Genomic DNA, 18,176 nt, shown 5'->3' with positions numbered 1-18,176 from the left:
TTCAGTTAGAAAAAACAAAGAAATTCACCTTATTTTTTCGACAAATATCGACATTGAATTTATTCAACAAAAAAGACGAGGATACAATCCCTCGTCTTTTTTCATTACTTTTCTTCAAATAATAATGCTTCTAATTCATTTAATTTCTCTTCAAATACTTGTAGTGCCTCTTTTACTGGTTCAGGAGATGCCATATCTACTCCTGCTTTTTTCAGCACTTCAATTGGATAATCAGAGCTTCCTGCTTTTAAGAACTCGTTAATATAACGTTCTACTGCTGGTTGTCCTTCTTCTAAAATCTGTTTAGATAGAGCTGTCGCTGCACTAAATCCTGTTGCGTATTGATATACGTAATAGTTGTAGTAGAAGTGCGGAATACGAGACCATTCTAAACCAATCTCTTCGTCGATTACTAAAGCGTCACCGAAATATTTCTTATTTAAATCGTAGTAGATTTCCGTTAGCATGTCTGGCGTAACAGCATGTCCTTCTTGTACTTTCTTATGAATAATATGTTCAAACTCTGCAAACATCGTTTGACGGAATACAGTACCACGGAATCCTTCTAAATAATGATTTAATAAATATAGACGCTCTTTCTTATCTTCTGTCGTTTTTAATAAATAATCATTTAGAAGCGCTTCATTACAAGTTGATGCCACTTCTGCTACGAAGATGGAATAATCACCATATACGTGCGGTTGTGTTTTTCTTGTATAGTAACTATGCACCGAATGACCAAACTCATGAGCAAGTGTAAATAAATTATTTACATTATCATGCCAGTTCATTAAAATATACGGATTTGTTCCATATGCACCAGATGAATATGCCCCGCTTCGTTTTCCTTTATTCTCATACACATCTACCCAGCGATTTTCATATGCTTCTTTCAAAATATCAACATATTCATCACCAAGTACGTTTAAAGATTTTAATAAAAGGTCTTGCGCTTCTTCGTATTTCACATTCATTTTCACTTCTGGTACAAGTGGTGTATATAAATCATACATATGAAGCTCATCAAGTCCTAATGCACGCTTACGAATATCGATGTAACGGTGTAATAAATGTAAGTTGTCATTTACCGTTTCAACAAGTTGATCGTATACTGCTTCCGGAATATTATTATTGCTTAGTGCAGCTTGGCGAGCAGAATCATATTTACGAACACGCGCATTGAAATTATTACGTTTTACTGCTCCGCTTAACGTACTTGCGAATGTATTTTTAAATTTCCCGTACGTTTCATATACAGCTTTAAATGCATCTTCGCGAACACGGCCATCATCACTTTCTAAAAACTGAATGTAACGACCATGTGTAATTTCTATTTCTTCTCCGTCTTCACCTTTAATAGATGGGAATTTTAAATCCGCGTTATTCAACATACCAAATGTATTGCTTGATGAACTCATTACTTCAGATGCTTCCGCTAATAAAGCCTCCTCAGCTTCTGATAATACGTGCGGGCGTTGACGTGTAATTTCTTCTAATGCATGTTCATATACACTTAAATCTCTATTTTCCTTCAAGAATGTTTGCAGTGTATCTTCTGAAACCGACAAAATTTCAGGTACAATATACGCTGTGCTACTAGATACTTGTGAATATAAATTTGTTGCGCGATCATTTAATGCTTGATATACAGAGTTTGTTGTATCTTGATCGTAACGCATATGAGCATATGTATATAGCTTACCTAATCGCATTGAAATTTCATCTTCATATTGCAATGCCTCAAGTAAATTGTCCGCAGAGTCACCAAGTTTCCCTTTAAATTCAATTAACTTCGGTAATAGCTCTTTAATAGCTTGGAATTCTTTTTCCCATTCTGCATCTGTTTGGAAAATATCTTCTAATCGCCACGTACTTGCTTCTTCAATCTCATTGCGATCTGGTAATGTTTTCGCTTTGTTTTGTTCAGACATTCTTTAAGCCCTCCTTTAATTATCTCTCCTTAAGTACAATTCGTTTTTTTCTTATGTAATTCCTTCACAATCAGTCTTTATTATATCCCCTTTTCCTTCTCTCATGTTGTACTTTGCCTCAAATAAAGATAAGGCATACGCTAAACAAGTTTCATCATATTTCATAACTTCCTCCTCTGTTTTTAACATAACGATCCCCCTTATTTTCCGGTACTTATAAGTCTCCACTTTACGTAATACACCTGTATAACATAAGAATGTCATATATTCAGTAACTGCTACTTTCCATATATGCTTTGAAAAGTACGGGAGCATACGCCTTTTCGTATACTTTTTTACATAACTACACACATATTGAAGAGAAATACACTCTCCTACTGCAAGCTCCCCTATACACTTCATATATAGAAAAGCTTGCCATATAAATGGGTTTGTTTGAAAAGCAAATCCAGAAGGGAGTGGAACACCAACTTCAGAAGGAAAACTCGCTGGGGTACATTTAAATTGATATAAGAGGCGTAATAGTGACTTATAATTATAATTCCAAATAGGCAAAGCATTTTTTCGAAAATAGTCCTTTCGTTGCTTCCATTCTCGGTCTAATATTTCTTTTTGGAAAGGAACAGGGGAAAAGAGTAGTTCAAAAGTAGTAGTTTCAGTTGGTAAATATATAGTATGTGAGAAAGAGACGCTTGTAGAAAATGAAGTGAGAAACGCGCATTTCATAAATGATTTTTGTTTGGAACAGAAGAAAATAAGAAATGGTTGAGGATAAGATTGTAAGGAGAAAGCCATAAGTGAGGAGAATTTCATCCAATATGCAGATTGCTTTTTCAATTGATTTCCACCAATGATCCAAATGACCTGTATACCCGCTCGCCAATACAAATAGGTTCGTTTGTACAGCTGCTCTATAGAAAGGTTTGCGCATTGGTATTCAATCGCAATTTTTCTCCCTGCTCTCTCTATAAAAATATCTGGTCGTTGCTGAATCTGGGGCAGATAATGCTCTATATCTACATGAAAGTTTTGACGTTTAAACCATCTATATAACAATTCTTTACCGTGCCTATGATACATAGATTCCGCTTCATAAAAGGCAAGACATGAATCCACTTTTTTATGAGCAAAATGCCAACTTTTTTGTTTCCCTAATTTCATTTGTACTTCCTTTCCACAAGCTACACAAAAGAATCGTTCCTGTTGACGCATACGGCGCAAAAGCTCTTCATTACAATTGTAGAGTAAATGAATTTTTTCTCCGTTTTCTCTTTTAGCTATAAATATCGTAATCACACCCTTTCAGCTCTTTATATTCTACAATTTTCAACAAATTCCTTTTAAAAAAGAGATGTCCCAATTTCGGACATCTCTTTTTATAATAAAGGCGATAATAACCGATATGTCGATTCAACAATTCGTCTATGAAGACGCCTTTTATGAAAATGATCGACGTGAATTTCACTGGATTCTTCTAAATCGTCTTTAAAATCTTGAACAAGCTTTCGAATGCTATCTGTATCATATAAAAAGGCATTTACTTCAAAATTCAAATGGAAACTTCTCATATCCATATTAGCTGTCCCAATTGAAGCTAAATCAGAATCGACAATGACAACTTTACTATGGAGAAAACCTTTTTCATACTCATATATCTTTACCCCTGCATCTAAAAGCTCTGGGAAGTACGATCTCGATGCGTAAAAGACAGTACGCTTATCAGGCTTACTCGGCATTAACAAACGAACATCAATACCAGCAAGCGCAGCTACCTTTAATGCGGATAAAATATCATCATCCGGAATGAAATACGGCGTTGCAATCCAAATAGATTTCCGAGCAGAAGCGATCATTGCGAAATATAAATGCTTAATCGTTTCCCACTTATTATCGGGGCCGCCTGCAACGAGCTGCACGCCTCCCCAATGATCACCCTCAACTGCTTTTGCTTGTAAATATTCAGGAGCTAGCACAGCCTCTCCAGTCATATAAAACCAATCTTGAAGGAAAATAAGCTGTAAACTTTGAACCGCTTCACCACGTAAATACAAATGCGTGTCTCGCCAAAAGCCAAAATATTTACTTTTCCCTAAATACTCATCACCGATATTTAATCCACCTACAAACCCTTCGTTCCCATCAATCACAACAATTTTCCTATGATTTCGATAATTAATCTTATCGTTTAAAATTGGAAAGCGCACAGGAAAGAACGGAATCATTTCGACACCTGCATCGTTTAATTCCTCAATATACGATTTTGATAACTTAAAACTTCCAACCGCATCATATAAAAAACGAACAACAACGCCTTCTTTTGATTTTTGTATTAAAATATCTTTAATTTCTGTTCCTAATTTATCATCACGCACAATGTAATATTCCATATGAATATGATGTTTCGCTCGTTTTAATCCATCTAAAATGGCCTGAAACGTTTCATCTCCATTTGTTAATGTCCTCGTTTCAGTTTGAAATGAAATATTTAAAGCGCCTAAGCGATCCGCTAAACGAAATAACAGCTCTTGATGCTTATGATTGCGTAAAATTCTTTCTTCGTAATCTTCATGCCCTTTATATTGTAAAAACGCCTGTTCATCAAGTAACGCCTTCTTTTGAAACATTCTTTTTCTCCGAAAATTTTGTCCAAATAATAAATAAGCAAAGAAGCCAAATACCGGAAAAATTCCTAACACAATTAACCATGTAAGTGTTTTAGATGGATGGCGATTTTCTAAGAAAATAACGCAACCAATTAAAAACGCAGATACTGTAAATAAAATACTAATAATACCTAAAATCGAAACATCTTTTATCCCAATCACATCTGAATAAAATGCTACATCAATAAACATACGTAACGAAACAAATAATGCGAACAATAGCAGGATAAAGAAAATCAGCTTTAACGTATTTTTCATCTCTTACCTCCTAACTAAGAAAGCTTTCCTATTCTTCATATAAAAAGCCGATTTCATACTACAGAAATCGGCCTACGTTTTAGCAGGAAAATTATTGCGAATCGTTTCAAGCGCATGCTCTTTCACAATTTGTTTTCCATACTCACTTACACGATGAATTGTTAAAGTTGATTCTTCCCCATATTCTAAAATAATACTTAAAATACGATCGATTTCTTCTTCATCATGTAGCACTTCATCGAATTCCACATATACATAATAGCGGTTCTCAAATGAATACAGCTCATCTTTTATATCTTCAAAGATAAGACGATGACTTAATGAAATGACATCTTCAAAATCATTAAATTTAATTAAAAAGCCAAACGTACCATCTTCATTAAAGTTTGTTCCTGTTTGTTCTTCTACCTCTTCGACTAACTCTTGTTGGAATAATGATTCGATGCCTTCATCTAGAGGAATATCTATAATTTTGTCTACTCCTATCGGTAGTTCTAGCTTTTGTCCGTCCTTTGAAAGCTCTGCTTTCGTGACAAGTACTTCAATCCCTTTATCGACTGCTTGCACTTGAATCCATAACGGCCCATCAATAAAGAAGTCGTCATGATCACGAGCTTCGTCCATCATCTCCCAAAAGAGCTCTTCACTTCGTTCGCGATCATACCAAATTTCTTCACGATTAAATCCTCTATCCTCTATATCAATGTACGTAATAAAAAATTTCATCGTATGATCATTAATTCTTTCAATATCCAAAATACAACTCTCCCTTCCTGCTTAGAATTGTTATGAAGGGATTCCCCACTCATATGACAAATCAATAGATTCTTGTACTCTCATTTTATGATAAGATTCTCCAGAATGGAAATAAAATCGATTTATTTTACAAAAATAGTTATATGCCTATCTTTACTCGATCAACTACATAAATATATTATTATAGCGATTTCTTACTTACAAAAAATTTGGACATACATTTCCACATTCCCCCGTACACTTTAATAAAGTGAAACTTCTATTGGAAGAGATTATTTAACAACAACTTTCTTCATCACATACATACAGTTCGCTTATTAAAACATTATAAATGGAGGCAGACGAATGGACTTAGAGTTTTTAACATCCGTACTAATGATTGTCGGTATCGATGTTGTATTAGGTGGTGACAATGCAATCGTCATCGCACTAGCTAGCCGAAATTTACCTGAATCGAAACGAAATAAAGCTATTTTGATTGGTACTCTTTTAGCAATCGTACTAAGAATTGCCCTTACTATATTAGCTGTCTATTTACTCGACATTCCATTTCTACAACTGATTGGCGGGGTTTTACTTACATTAATTGCAGTCAATTTATTAACTGATAATAACAACGATCTTTCTGCTATTCAAGGAAAAACAACTTTATTCCAAGCTGTGCGGACAATTGTTTTCGCGGATCTCGTTATGGGGTTTGATAATGTTATTGCCATTGCAGGTGCAGCTCACGGGAGATTTTTACTCGTCATAATTGGCTTACTCATTTCTATCCCTATTATTATTTGGGGTAGCAAACTTATTTTAATACTTATGGAACGATTTCCATTCCTCATTTATTGCGGTGCAGCGATTCTTGCTTATACTGCAGGAAAAATGGTTACACATGAAGACAGACTTGCAACCTTTTTTCATAACAACCCAAGTTTCACTGCAAGCATTCCTTATTTGTTCATTTTCACTATTTTATGCATTGGCTTTATTGTACAACAAGTTCGATTACGCAATGTGAAACATTAAAAAAAACCTTCTACTATATAATAGGTAGAAGGTTTTCATATTATTATAATTAATTTACAAGACGTTGTGCTTCACGTAATTGGAACGTTCTTACTGTACGTGGTAAGAAACGGCGAATTTCGTCTTCGTTGTAACCAACTTGAAGGCGTTTCTCGTCAATCATAATTGGACGACGTAAAATCCCTGGATAGTCACGAATCATCTTATATAAATCTTGAAGTGGTAAAGATTCTAAGTTTACATTCAATTCTTGGAAAACTTTCGAACGAGTAGAAATAATCTCATCCGTTCCGCTTTCTGTCATACGTAAAATCTCTTTAATTTCCTCAATTGTTAATGGATCTGAGAAAATATTACGTTCTGTATAGGGAATATGATTTTCCTCTAGCCATAATTTCGCCTTTCTACAAGACGTACAGCTTGGAGAACTATATAATGTTACCATACAAAGCTCACTCTCCTTAAAGAGTACAAATTCTGTACTAAATACAGTTTTAATTTCTAACTTCAGCAATTTTTCGCGATAACTTGTCTTATTGAAAAGTACAAAAATCGCATTTCATGTAAGCAACAACTTATAATAAACAACAATTACTTTTAATAAGTAACTTCTATAATCATTATACAATAGATTTTGCAAGAAATATACAGTAAATTTCCTGCTAGTTGAGAAAACTCTTCCGTGTATTCCACTGCTATGTAACATGATTACGCTCAATTTAGCTGTACTTGAACAATAACTTTCAACCCTTTCAATACTCACTTCCTCTAGATTTTTCATATAATATATAGTTATTTATCTATAATCTTCCCTATGAAAAAGAGAACGTTTTCTTACTTTTTCCTGATAAATCAATTAAGAAATGTAAGACTATACAAATGAGAACGAAAAGGAACGTTTGTTCTTATTTTAACAAACATTCTCCCTCCTGTCCACACGATTTCTAAAGTAAATTAATTTTTTCTGACATTTCTTTCTTTTTTATTTTTTATCTCATACAATAAACATACAGACAGGCAAAGGGGGAGTTTGCAAATGATTGCTTTTTTTATTGATTTTATTACGGTTGCTGCCCTCATCATCGGAATAACAGCATTGATTGGTGTCATTACAAATAGCATCGGGGAAAAGCTCTTTGGCGGAAAAGAAAAAATGAAGTTTGTTAACAAAAGTTTGGATGTACAATCCGGCTGGAATCAAGTTGGCGGAAAAGGCATTTATAAGAAACGCACGTATTAAAAAAAAGCAGGTGGTTAGCCTGCTTTTTTTATTTCCCTACGGATGCCCATTTAAAGCTTAATTCACCGCCATATTTGTGGATATACACATCTTTAATCGTTTCTCTTTCTAATATAGATCTGCCACGTTGGAATACCGGCGCAATTGCTGCATCCTCAAATAAAATTTTCTCTGCTTTTAACAGTTCATCCCAACGTCCTTTTACATCTGAGCCTTCTTGCTTTGCCTTTTTAATAATGTCATCATACTGAGCATTAGAATAAGCCATTTTATTTTGTGAACCATCTGTTATAAACATATCAAGGAATGTGATTGCATCAGGGAAATCAGGTCCCCATCCAGTAAATGAAATATCAAACTGTCCACTATCTTCAAGTTTTAATTTTTGTGCAAATGGTTGCATCTTAATTGTTACTGTTAGACCTGGTAAATTCTTTTCTAATTCTCCCTTTACATACTCACCAATTTTCTTAGATTCTTCATTATCAAAGTTTAAAAATTCTAGTTCTATTTTATCCTTACCTAATTCTTTCTTGCCTGCTTCCCAGAATTTTTTCGCTTCTTTCACATCGACTTTCGAAAGCTTTCCATTTTCTTTTCTGAAATCTTGCTTATCTGGCCCTTTAACAAAATCAGATGGTACTAAACCATAAGCTCCCTTAGAACCGTTGTTTAAAATAACCTCTCCAATACCATCTCGATCGTATGCACTAGAAATAGCCTTACGAATATTTTTGTTAGCTAAAGCCGGATTTTTTTGATTAAAACGCAAGAAGAATACAGTTGGATCATTAATTGTTTTAAAGTCTTTTTGTCCTTTATACTTATCAACTAATTCCGCTGATAAACCAACTCTGTCAATCGCATTCGTATTATACAAATTAACAGCTGCTCCTGTATCTTTTACAACATTAAAGTTAACTTCTTCTAATTTCACTTCTTTTTGATCCCAATAATTTGGATTTTTCTTTAATTGGAAACTTTGTTCATGTTTCCATTCATTTAATACAAATGGACCGTTATACAAAGTTGTATTTGCTTCCAAACCAAATTTTTCTCCCTGTTCTTTCATATACTTCTCATTTAATGGGAAAAATAGTGGATATACCGTTAAATTGAGAAAATATGGAACTGGATTATCCAATTCAACTTCTAATGTATAATCATCTATCGCTTTTACACCTAATTGATCCGGTGATAGCTCTCTTTTATTAATTTTCTCTGCATTTTTCACATCTAGCATAATATATCCTGATTTTGCTGCCGTATCAGGGTTAACAGCTCTTTGCCATGCATATACAAAATCTTTTGCTGTTACAGAATCACCATTCGACCATTTAGCGTCTTCACGCAATTTAAATGTATATTTTTTGCCATCTTCAGATTTCGTATGGGATTTCGCTACCCCTGGAACTAACTTATCTCCTTTCCCAAGTCGATATAGCCCTTCCATTGTATTATTCATAACTTTTGAAGAAGCAGCATCCGAGGCAAGTGTTGTATCCATTGTCGGAATTTCAGACACTTCTGTTAGATTAATAACTTGCTTCGCACCGCTTTTCCCGCTATCCCCTTTTGCGTTTGCTTGCGGTTCATCTTTTTGGTAGCTACATGCCCCTAACATCATGCTCATCGCTACTGTTGATGCTACAAAAACTGGTATCTTTTTTTTCATACTTCCACCCTCCAAAAAAATGTTAGCCCTTTTATTTTCAAACAGAAAGAAATGTATATATGTTCTAATAATTCATATTATACACACAAATATTTTTTTTGTATATTTATATTTCTATTTCATTAAAATTTTCTGTTAAAAAATATATCTTTGTAAACGTTTTATATTGTCTATTTTCCTTACTAAAGTGCCAAAAATAATTATTTTTTTATTTTTCTAAATTATCAGATAAAAATAAATTTTATATTTTATAATACTTTATGTATAATTATCCCACTCTTTTCAACATAAAATAGCAGGCCCTTCATATTAAAAATATGTAGGCTAAAATGAGTGCAAAGGATAAGAAAGTATGTTACGATACATTTTGCTAAAAATAGATATCGGTAAAGAGGGGACGGACATGACAGCAATTCAAGCAAAAAATGGGCCGACAGAGAAATTAAGTTTATTCTTATTAACATGGCCTATTTTTCTAGAAGTTTTTCTTTTTATGTTGATGGGGATCGCTGATACTTTCATGTTAAGTGCATTATCAGACGATGCTGTATCTGGGGTTGGTGCAGCGAATCAATATCTTCATATTGCGATTTTAGTATTAGAAGTCATCGGGAACGGCGCTGCTATCGTTGTATCTCAATACCTCGGTTCCAAACGCTTTATGGAAGCATCTAAAATATCAGCATTAGCCGTCACATTAAATTTAATAGTTGGGCTCGTTATAAGCGCTGGTTTTCTTTTATTTTCGAAACATATGATGCTCGCAATGAACTTACAAGGCGATGTACTAACGTATGCACAAAACTACTTATCTATCGTCGGAGGGGCTATCTTCCTGCAAGCTATTATTAACTCATTAGCCGCAATTATCCGTGTACACGGTTTTACAAAGCAAGCAATGTTTATTTCACTCGGAATGAATATTATTCATATCGCTGGAAACTACGTACTCATTTTCGGGAAATTTGGTTTTCCTGAGCTCGGTGTACAAGGGGCTGCAATTTCTTCCGCTATCAGTCGATTGATCGCACTTATTGTTTTCTTCTGGTTACTATACCGCGTTATGGAATATCGTGTGAAATTACAATATTACTTCACTTTATCCAAAGAATACATTGGAAAAATTTTAAAAATCGGCATTCCATCTGCATTTGAACAAGTGATGTATCAAGCTTGTCAAATCGTCTTCCTTTATTACGCAACGTACTTAGGAACGGAATCATTAGCTGCTAGACAATACGCTACTAACATTTCCATGTTCACTTATTTATTTGCAATTGCGATTGGTATGGGAACAGCCATTATTATTGGCCGCCTTGTTGGTGGCGGCGAAAAGGATGAAGCATACGAACGTTTGTGGAAAAGTGTAAAATGGGCGATTGGTGTAACTTTATGTATGGTCGCTCTCGTTATTACATTCCGTACACAATTAATGGGACTGTTTACAGATAATCCACACATTATCGGGTTAGGCGCAAGTGTTCTTTTACTAAGTGTACTACTTGAAACGGGACGTACGATGAATATCGTCATCATTAATTCGCTTCGTGCAGCTGGTGATGCAAAATATCCTGTTTTAATCGGTGCATTCTCTATGGTCTTAATGAGTTTACCACTAGGCTACTTTTTCGCCTTTCATTTAGATATGGGGCTCGTTGGTATTTGGCTAGCGATTGCCATCGACGAATGGACGCGTGCGATTATTATGTTCTTCCGCTGGAAAAGTAGGGCGTGGGAACGTTACGCACTAGTTAAACCTGAAGAACAAGAAGAGAGTATTTCTGTTCAAGTTCAGTAATTTTATATAGTAGAAAAAGAGCCCTCCTTCCGCAATGGAAGAATGGCTCTTTTTTTATTGATAGATTTCTTTATATTTCTTATACTCTGCTTCAGAACATAGTACGAAATGTCCTGGACGAATTTCACGCATTGTTGGCACTTCGCTACCGTAATCATGCTGCGATGGATCGTATACGATACGTTTACGATTACGCTCATAATCTGGATCTGGTAGCGGAATTGCTGATAATAGTGATTTCGTATATGGATGAACTGGATTCGCATATAACTCTTCACTTGTTGTCAGTTCTACAATTTGACCACGGTACATTACGCCGATGCGGTCACTAATGTATTTTACCATCGATAAATCATGGGCAATGAATAAGTATGTTAAGCCTTTTTCTTTTTGTAACTTTTTCAGTAAGTTTACAACTTGCGCCTGAATCGATACGTCAAGTGCTGAGATCGGCTCATCGGCAATGATAAATTCTGGTTCTACAGCAAGCGCTCGAGCTATACCGATACGCTGACGTTGTCCACCTGAGAATTCGTGTGGGAAACGGTTTGCGTGCTCTTTATTTAAACCAACTGTGTTTAATAGTTCATGAACACGGTCCATGCGCTCTTTTTTACTTTTCGCTAATCCGTGAATATCAATACCTTCTGCGATAATATCCCCTACTGTCATACGAGGATTTAATGATGCGTATGGATCTTGGAAAATCATTTGCATTTTACGGTTGAATTTCTTCAATTCTGTGCGTGATTTCTTACCATGTACGTTTTCACCATCGAACAATACTTCACCAGCAGTTGCATCATATAAACGAATAATCGTTCTTCCAGTTGTTGATTTACCACAACCTGATTCTCCTACAAGACCAAATGTTTCTCCGCGGTAAATATCAAATGAAATATCATTAACCGCTTTGACAACACCACCACTCACGTCGAAGTGCTGCTTTACATTTTTTACTTCAATTAATTTCTCACGTTGTTTAGTCATGTTGTTCACCTGCTTTCATTTGAAGAATACGTTTTTCAACAACTGCCGGCGGTTTTACTTCTGGAGCTTGCTCGTGAAGTAACCAAGTTGCCGCATAGTGTGTATCACTTACTTTAAATAAAGGTGGGTCCATTTCAAAATCAATTTTCAGTGCCTGTGGGTTACGTGGTGCAAAAGCATCCCCCTTTGGCGGCTTCAATAAATCCGGAGGCGTTCCAGGAATTGCGTATAACTCTTCCTCTGAACCATCTAAACTTGGCATAGATGCGATTAAGCCCCAAGTATATGGATGTTTCGGATTATAGAAAATTTCATCTACAGTTCCAATTTCAACAACTTTACCAGCGTACATAACTGCCACTCGGTCAGCAACGTTTGCTACTACACCTAAGTCATGCGTAATGAAAATAATTGCCGCTTCTGTTTTTTGCTGAATGTCTTTCATAAGTTCTAAAATTTGTGCCTGAATCGTAACGTCTAGCGCTGTTGTCGGCTCATCGGCAATTAATAATTTCGGGTTACAAGCTAACGCCATCGCAATAACTACACGCTGTCTCATACCACCTGAGAATTGGTGAGGATATTGTTTTAAACGAGCTTCTGGATTTGGAATACCTACAAGGTCGATTAATTCTAAAGCAACTTTACGTGCGTCTGCTTTACTCATTCCTTGGTGTTTAATAAGGCCTTCCATAATTTGATTCCCAATTGTCATCGTTGGGTTTAATGATGTCATTGGGTCTTGGAAAATCATTGCGATATCTTTACCACGTACTTGTTGCATTTCTTTTTCTGTTAATTTCGTTAAGTCACGACCTTCAAATACGATTTCACCATTTTTAATGCGTCCAGGAGGATTCGGAATTAATCCCATTAACGCTTTAGAAGTAACTGATTTCCCTGAACCAGATTCTCCTACAATCGCCAATGTTTCTCCTTTTTTCAAATCAAAAGTAACGCCGCGTACAGCTTGTACTTCACCTGCATGTGTATCAAAGGAGACTTGTAAATCTTTTACCTCTAACAATGTTTTCATCTTTGCCTCTCCCCTCTTTTACTTACGCATTTTTGGATCTAACGCATCGCGTAATCCGTCTGCCATTAAGTTAAACGCTAAAATTAATATACTGATGACAACCGCAGGGATGAACATCATATGCGGATACGTTTGAATAGATTTATAACCGTCATTAACAAGAGAACCAAGTGATGCGAATGGTGGCTGAATACCTAAACCGATAAAGCTTAAGAACGCCTCACCAAACACCGCTGTTGGGATTGTAAACATTGTCATTACGATAATTGGTCCCATTACGTTCGGGATTAAGTGTTTTACAATTAATTGTGTATTCGTTGCACCTAATGTACGAGATGCTAATACGTATTCTTGGTTTTTCAATTTCAAGATTTGTCCACGAACGATACGGGACATCCCTATCCAACCTGTAATCGCCATTGCTAATGTAATTGACCATATACCAGATCCCATAATGATTACCATTAAGATAACAATGATTAAGTATGGAATACCATTAATAATCTCCATAATACGTTGCATAATATTATCTACTCTGCCGCCATAAAATGCTGAAATCCCTCCGTATGCAACCCCAATTACTAAGTCAATTGCTGCTGCTAAAAGAGCGATATATAAGGATACACGTGTACCTTCCCATGTTCTTGTCCATAAATCACGACCAAGATCATCTGTACCAAACCAGAAATACTCTTTAATATCACGTTTTTCATATTGATCAACACCATATTGATCTGTACCGTCAAATGGTAACCAATGAACATTTTCAATAACAGGAATTTTCGGCGGCATTTTCGCACGGCCTAAATCTTGCTCTTTATATGAGTGTTTACTTACCATCGGTCCAAAAATTGCTAGTAATATAATAAGGCTTAATAATACGAAACCAAACATCGCACCTTTATGTTGGAACAAACGTCTTCTTACATCTTGCCAAAACGTTAAGCTTGGACGGGCAATGACTTCATTATCCACATTATTTTGATTGGCTTGTTGAAATAAATCTGGAGATAATTTTTGTACATCTTTCATCATTTTTTCCCTCCCGCTAAACGAATTCGAGGATCAATAATTCCATATAAAATATCGACAATGAAAATAACTAAAATGAAGATTGCACTATAGAAAATCGTAGTTCCCATAATAACTGTATAGTCATTCACTGTAATAGATTTAACGAACTGTTCCCCTAGTCCTGGTACAGCATAAATTTGCTCAATAACTAGTGTACCTGTGATTAAACCTGCAACCATTGGTCCTAAAATTGTTACTACTGGAATTAACGCGTTACGAAGTGCGTGTTTGATAATGATAACGCCTTGGCTAATCCCTTTCGCTTTCGCTGTTAAAATGTAATCGGCTTGCATAACTTCAATTAACTCTGCACGAGCGAAACGTGCGATTGTCGCGATAACTGCCATCGATAAAGCAATTGTAGGCATTACTGTAAACTCTGGTCCTTTCCAGAACGCTACTGGGAACCAACCAAGTTTTACCCCTACGAAATATTGTAGTAAAGCGGCGAATACGAATGATGGTACCGACATCCCGAGTACGGAAATAATTGTCGCTCCATAATCGACCCACGTATTGTTACGGAGTGCCGCAACGATTCCTAAAATTAAACCGATAAATGTTCCTAATATAATCGCTTGTAAACCAAGTTGTGCTGATGGTCCAATGCGATCCACAATCATATCTGTTACTGGACGGTTATCATATTGGAATGATACCCCTAAATCACCTTTTGCTAAGTTACCTAAGTAACGTGCATATTGAACTGGTACTGGATCATTTAAACCATATTTTTCAAGAATGATTTCTTTCTGTGCCGGTGATAACTTCTCCTGATTTTTAAGCGGAGAACCCGGAAGTAATTTCATCAAAAAGAAAGTCAGCGTAGTAATTAAAAATAATGTCAAAGCCATGTACACGAAACGTTTTAATACATAACGTCCCATAGTCAAGCACCTCCCCGTTTTTCTCAAAAGCAATAAGATAGTTTAAAATATTCTTACTTTTATTTTTTTAAAATAAGAGCATATGCCCATCATAGGCATATACCCTTGTAAACGATGGAAAAAAAGATTATTTTTGTTCAACAGATGCCCATTTGTAAGTTAATCTACCACCATAGTTGATTGGTATAATATCTTTTACAGCATCTTTTACTATATATGCTGAACCTTTTTGGAAGATTGGAGTGATAACTGCATCCTCTTTAATTAACATCTTCTCTACTTCTAAAAGGTTGTTCCAGCGTGCTTGTAAATCTTTTGTATCTGTTTTAGCTTTTAGAATTAACTCATCATATTTCTGATTAGAATACCCTGTTTTATTTTGAGAACCATTTGTAACAAACATATCTAAATATGAGATTGGATCTGGGAAATCTGGGCCCCAAATACCAAACGCAATATCATATTGCTGAGAATCTTCTAATTTATTTTTTTGTGCAAATGGCTGCTGTTTAATTTTAATTGATAAACCAGGTAAGTTTTTTTCTATCTCACCTTTTAAGAATTCACCAACCTTTTTTGCATCTTCATTATCAAAGTTTAAGAATTCTAGTTCGATTTTATCAGTGCCAAGCTCTTTCTTCGCTGTTTCCCAAAGCTTTTTCGCTTCTTTTGGATTCGTTTCAACTAGCTTTCCATTTTCAGCTCGGAAATCTTTTTTATTCGGACCTTCAACGAAATCTTTTCCAACAAATCCATAAGCTCCAATCGCACCATTATTTAAAATAACTTTCGCAATGTTATCACGATCAAAGGACATTGAAATTGCTTTTCTTAAGTTTTTATTACTTAAGTATTGATTACTTTGATTAAATCGTAGGTAAGCAACCCCTGCTTCTTTTCTTGTGTGGAATTCTGAGCTTTGTCTAAACTTATCAACAAATTCTGAAGTTAGAGCCGCACGATCAATCGAGTTTGTCTCATATAAATTTACATCAGTTGACGTATTTTTTACAATATTAAAGTTAATTTCTTCGATTTTAACCGTTTTATTATCCCAATATGATGGGTTCTTCTTAAACTGGAAGCTTTGCTCATGTTTCCAATCACTCATAACAAATGGCCCATTATATAATGTTGTATTTGCCTCTAACCCAAACTTATCACCTTGTGCTTTTACAAAGTTTTCATTTAGTGGGTAAAATACCGGATAAACTGTTAAATCAACAAAGTAAGGAACGGGATTGTCTAATTCCACTTCTAATGTATAATCATCAATTGCTTTTACACCTAATTGGTCAGCAGGTAATTCTTTTTTATGAATTTTCTCTGCATTTTTAATATCAAACATAATGTACGAATACGTCGCTTTTGTATCTGGATTTACTGCTCTTTTCCATGAATACACAAAGTCTTTTGCTGTTACAGGCTCCCCATTCGACCATTTCGCATCTTTTCTTAATTTAAATATGTATTTCTTCCCATCATCTAACTTTTGAAAATCTTCAGCAACTCCTGGCATTCTCTTTTGATCTTTGCCGGTACGATATAAACCTTCCATCGTATTATTTAATGCTGTAGAAGATGCAGAATCAGATGCTAATGATGCATCCATTGACGGAATTTCAGATAACTCTGTTAAATTAAGAATCTGCTTTCCATTACTACTACTCGTAGCATCTTCTTTCCCTTTTGCTTTTGCGTCATCTTTTTGGTAGCTACACGCGCCAAGCAACATACTTGCAGTTAAAGTCGATGCAAGTAATAACGGTATCTTTTTCTTCATGTTGTGTTGCCCCCCCTAATTGCACTTCCTGTACCCTCACCTGTTAAAAAGTAGAATTGAAAGAATAATCTCCAAGTTTCTACAATTTTCATTATACATATAATATAACAATTGTGAATATAGTTTTTTGTTTTTTTGTTAAAATTTTTAATAAAATGTTTATATTTTTATTTTTTTGTAAAGGGATACGTTAACATTGCTACCATCATCTTGAAATCAGACCTTTAATTGCGTATAATTTTCAAAAAATTAATTCTGGTACATATTATAGCTTTTATAGTATAATAATTCTAGTAATATTTTGACGGAGGGGAACATTTTGAATAAAGTTTTTTTTCATACTTGTATACTAATTTTCATAGCGATCATCGCTTCTAGTATTAGCGCATTCCTCATTTCATCGCAATTTTTGTTGAATTTTGTCAACATCTTGTTTTATATTGCACTGTTTTTTATTCTTACCGGCGGTTTTTTATACATATTTCAAAATGGTTTTTTCAATGTAACCATTTACGCATTCCAAAGAGTATTTGGTACGAACAAAAAGATTGACTCTTTAATTGAAGAAGTCGAGGAACCTACAGATAAGAAAGAACGTATTTATAAAACATATTCATTCAAATGGACATATCCAATTTGTATTACAGGTATCGTTCTTGGGTTGTTCTCGACCCTCATTAGCTTTACTATTTTGATGTAGTTTGCAAACACTATCCCATATGATATAATAATCAGCAAAACATTTTGTTATAAAACTTTAGTTCTTTCATATTAAAAGAGCTCAAGTAACAATAAATAAATTTATATGTATGCGATGATAAAGAAGAGTACATATTGAGGCAATTTCAGAGAGCTTGTGGTCGGTGTGAACAAGTAATTGTACAGTATGGAATGGGCTTTTGAGCACCAAACCGAACCGAAAGTAGTAGGCTTTGGCGTTATATCCAAACGTTATTATGGATTAGAGAGATTTCACAGTAGTGAAATAATTAGGGTGGTACCGCGGTCCATTCGTCCCTATAGTTTTTGGGATGAATGGGCTTTTTTGTTTGCCTTCTCTTCCCC

General features: G+C 35.1%; 15 protein-coding genes and 1 other annotated feature. Of the genes, 4 read left to right on the top strand and 11 right to left on the bottom strand.

Translation table 11 applies throughout. The features are described 5' to 3' along the window. Window positions 1-104: 104 nt before the first annotated feature. The 4 genes from pepF to mecA form a co-directional block, all read right to left on the bottom strand. Window positions 105-1,931: an oligoendopeptidase F gene (gene pepF, locus MHI26_RS06275; RefSeq protein ID WP_000003355.1), complete on the bottom strand. Its 1,827-nt coding sequence runs from the start codon at window positions 1,929-1,931 to the stop codon at window positions 105-107. A gap of 51 nt (window positions 1,932-1,982) precedes the next feature. Then, on the bottom strand, window positions 1,983-3,227 hold the full coding sequence (locus MHI26_RS06270; RefSeq protein ID WP_000628325.1) for a competence protein CoiA: 1,245 nt from the start codon (window positions 3,225-3,227) through the stop codon (window positions 1,983-1,985). 80 nt (window positions 3,228-3,307) lie between these two features. Then, window positions 3,308-4,852 carry a cardiolipin synthase gene (locus MHI26_RS06265; RefSeq protein ID WP_000799190.1) on the bottom strand — a complete coding sequence of 515 codons (1,545 nt, stop codon included), beginning with the start codon at window positions 4,850-4,852 and terminating at the stop codon, window positions 3,308-3,310. A 72-nt stretch (window positions 4,853-4,924) separates the two neighbouring features. Continuing rightward, entirely contained in the window at window positions 4,925-5,608 is a 684-nt protein-coding gene (mecA, locus tag MHI26_RS06260) for an adaptor protein MecA (RefSeq protein ID WP_000350716.1), read from the bottom strand. 345 nt (window positions 5,609-5,953) lie between these two features. On the opposite strand from mecA, the gene MHI26_RS06255 reads away from it, so the two are divergent. Further along, entirely contained in the window at window positions 5,954-6,628 is a 675-nt protein-coding gene (locus MHI26_RS06255) for a TerC family protein (protein WP_000362600.1), read from the top strand. A gap of 49 nt (window positions 6,629-6,677) precedes the next feature. Here the strand turns inward: MHI26_RS06255 and spx are convergent, their stop codons facing one another. Beyond that, window positions 6,678-7,073, bottom strand: a complete 396-nt coding sequence (gene spx, locus MHI26_RS06250; RefSeq protein WP_000258267.1) for a transcriptional regulator Spx — start codon at window positions 7,071-7,073, stop codon at window positions 6,678-6,680. 591 nt (window positions 7,074-7,664) lie between these two features. On the opposite strand from spx, the gene MHI26_RS06245 reads away from it, so the two are divergent. Next, window positions 7,665-7,868 (top strand): hypothetical protein, encoded by a 204-nt coding sequence (locus MHI26_RS06245; RefSeq protein ID WP_000559971.1) that lies wholly within the window; start codon window positions 7,665-7,667, stop codon window positions 7,866-7,868. Window positions 7,869-7,896: 28 nt separating this feature from the next. Here the strand turns inward: MHI26_RS06245 and MHI26_RS06240 are convergent, their stop codons facing one another. Next, window positions 7,897-9,543 carry a peptide ABC transporter substrate-binding protein gene (locus tag MHI26_RS06240; protein WP_000727247.1) on the bottom strand — a complete coding sequence of 549 codons (1,647 nt, stop codon included), beginning with the start codon at window positions 9,541-9,543 and terminating at the stop codon, window positions 7,897-7,899. A 352-nt stretch (window positions 9,544-9,895) separates the two neighbouring features. Here MHI26_RS06240 and MHI26_RS06235 point away from each other — a divergent pair, with 352 nt between their 5' ends. After that, window positions 9,896-11,341: an MATE family efflux transporter gene (locus MHI26_RS06235; RefSeq protein ID WP_003306543.1), complete on the top strand. Its 1,446-nt coding sequence runs from the start codon at window positions 9,896-9,898 to the stop codon at window positions 11,339-11,341. Window positions 11,342-11,395: 54 nt separating this feature from the next. Here the strand turns inward: MHI26_RS06235 and MHI26_RS06230 are convergent, their stop codons facing one another. The 5 genes from MHI26_RS06230 to MHI26_RS06210 all read right to left on the bottom strand — a co-directional run bounded on the left by MHI26_RS06230 (window position 11,396) and on the right by MHI26_RS06210 (window position 17,111). Next, window positions 11,396-12,331, bottom strand: a complete 936-nt coding sequence (locus MHI26_RS06230) for an ABC transporter ATP-binding protein (RefSeq protein ID WP_000166354.1) — start codon at window positions 12,329-12,331, stop codon at window positions 11,396-11,398. Next, on the bottom strand, window positions 12,324-13,367 hold the full coding sequence (locus MHI26_RS06225; protein WP_000854346.1) for an ABC transporter ATP-binding protein: 1,044 nt from the start codon (window positions 13,365-13,367) through the stop codon (window positions 12,324-12,326). Before MHI26_RS06225 ends, MHI26_RS06230 begins: the two co-directional genes overlap by 8 nt. A gap of 18 nt (window positions 13,368-13,385) precedes the next feature. Then, complete coding sequence (opp3C, locus tag MHI26_RS06220) at window positions 13,386-14,402, bottom strand: oligopeptide ABC transporter permease (RefSeq protein WP_000974098.1); 1,017 nt, start codon at window positions 14,400-14,402, stop codon at window positions 13,386-13,388. Beyond that, the gene (gene opp3b, locus MHI26_RS06215) at window positions 14,399-15,328 is read right to left on the bottom strand and encodes an oligopeptide ABC transporter permease (protein ID WP_000534165.1); all 930 of its coding nucleotides are present in this window, start codon (window positions 15,326-15,328) and stop codon (window positions 14,399-14,401) included. Before opp3b ends, opp3C begins: the two co-directional genes overlap by 4 nt. Window positions 15,329-15,455: 127 nt before the next feature. Beyond that, a complete protein-coding gene (locus tag MHI26_RS06210; protein ID WP_000727204.1) occupies window positions 15,456-17,111 on the bottom strand; it encodes a peptide ABC transporter substrate-binding protein in 1,656 nt (551 codons plus the stop codon). Between the two features lie 319 nt (window positions 17,112-17,430). Here MHI26_RS06210 and MHI26_RS06205 point away from each other — a divergent pair, with 319 nt between their 5' ends. Further along, window positions 17,431-17,811 carry a DUF3899 domain-containing protein gene (locus tag MHI26_RS06205; RefSeq protein ID WP_061666482.1) on the top strand — a complete coding sequence of 127 codons (381 nt, stop codon included), beginning with the start codon at window positions 17,431-17,433 and terminating at the stop codon, window positions 17,809-17,811. Between the two features lie 105 nt (window positions 17,812-17,916). Continuing rightward, window positions 17,917-18,133: a binding site (T-box leader), on the top strand. The last annotated feature ends 43 nt before the right edge of the window (window positions 18,134-18,176 follow it).

Source organism: Bacillus sp. FSL K6-1218, assembly GCF_038006445.1.
GTDB lineage: Bacteria > Bacillota > Bacilli > Bacillales > Bacillaceae_G > Bacillus_A > Bacillus_A thuringiensis_S.
This window is presented reverse-complemented; position numbering and strand designations above follow the sequence as displayed.

Bases quoted from the DNA above. Each gene is read 5' to 3' on its own strand.
- pepF (WP_000003355.1), bottom strand. From the start codon at position 1,931: ATGTCTGAACAAAACAAAGCGAAAACATTACCAGATCGCAATGAGATT.
- MHI26_RS06265 (WP_000799190.1), bottom strand. From the start codon at position 4,852: ATGAAAAATACGTTAAAGCTGATTTTCTTTATCCTGCTATTGTTCGCA.
- MHI26_RS06255 (WP_000362600.1), top strand. From the start codon at position 5,954: ATGGACTTAGAGTTTTTAACATCCGTACTAATGATTGTCGGTATCGAT.
- spx (WP_000258267.1), bottom strand. From the start codon at position 7,073: ATGGTAACATTATATAGTTCTCCAAGCTGTACGTCTTGTAGAAAGGCG.
- MHI26_RS06245 (WP_000559971.1), top strand. From the start codon at position 7,665: ATGATTGCTTTTTTTATTGATTTTATTACGGTTGCTGCCCTCATCATC.
- MHI26_RS06240 (WP_000727247.1), bottom strand. From the start codon at position 9,543: ATGAAAAAAAAGATACCAGTTTTTGTAGCATCAACAGTAGCGATGAGC.
- MHI26_RS06235 (WP_003306543.1), top strand. From the start codon at position 9,896: ATGTTACGATACATTTTGCTAAAAATAGATATCGGTAAAGAGGGGACG.
- MHI26_RS06230 (WP_000166354.1), bottom strand. From the start codon at position 12,331: ATGACTAAACAACGTGAGAAATTAATTGAAGTAAAAAATGTAAAGCAG.
- MHI26_RS06225 (WP_000854346.1), bottom strand. From the start codon at position 13,367: ATGAAAACATTGTTAGAGGTAAAAGATTTACAAGTCTCCTTTGATACA.
- opp3C (WP_000974098.1), bottom strand. From the start codon at position 14,402: ATGATGAAAGATGTACAAAAATTATCTCCAGATTTATTTCAACAAGCC.
- opp3b (WP_000534165.1), bottom strand. From the start codon at position 15,328: ATGGGACGTTATGTATTAAAACGTTTCGTGTACATGGCTTTGACATTA.
- MHI26_RS06210 (WP_000727204.1), bottom strand. From the start codon at position 17,111: ATGAAGAAAAAGATACCGTTATTACTTGCATCGACTTTAACTGCAAGT.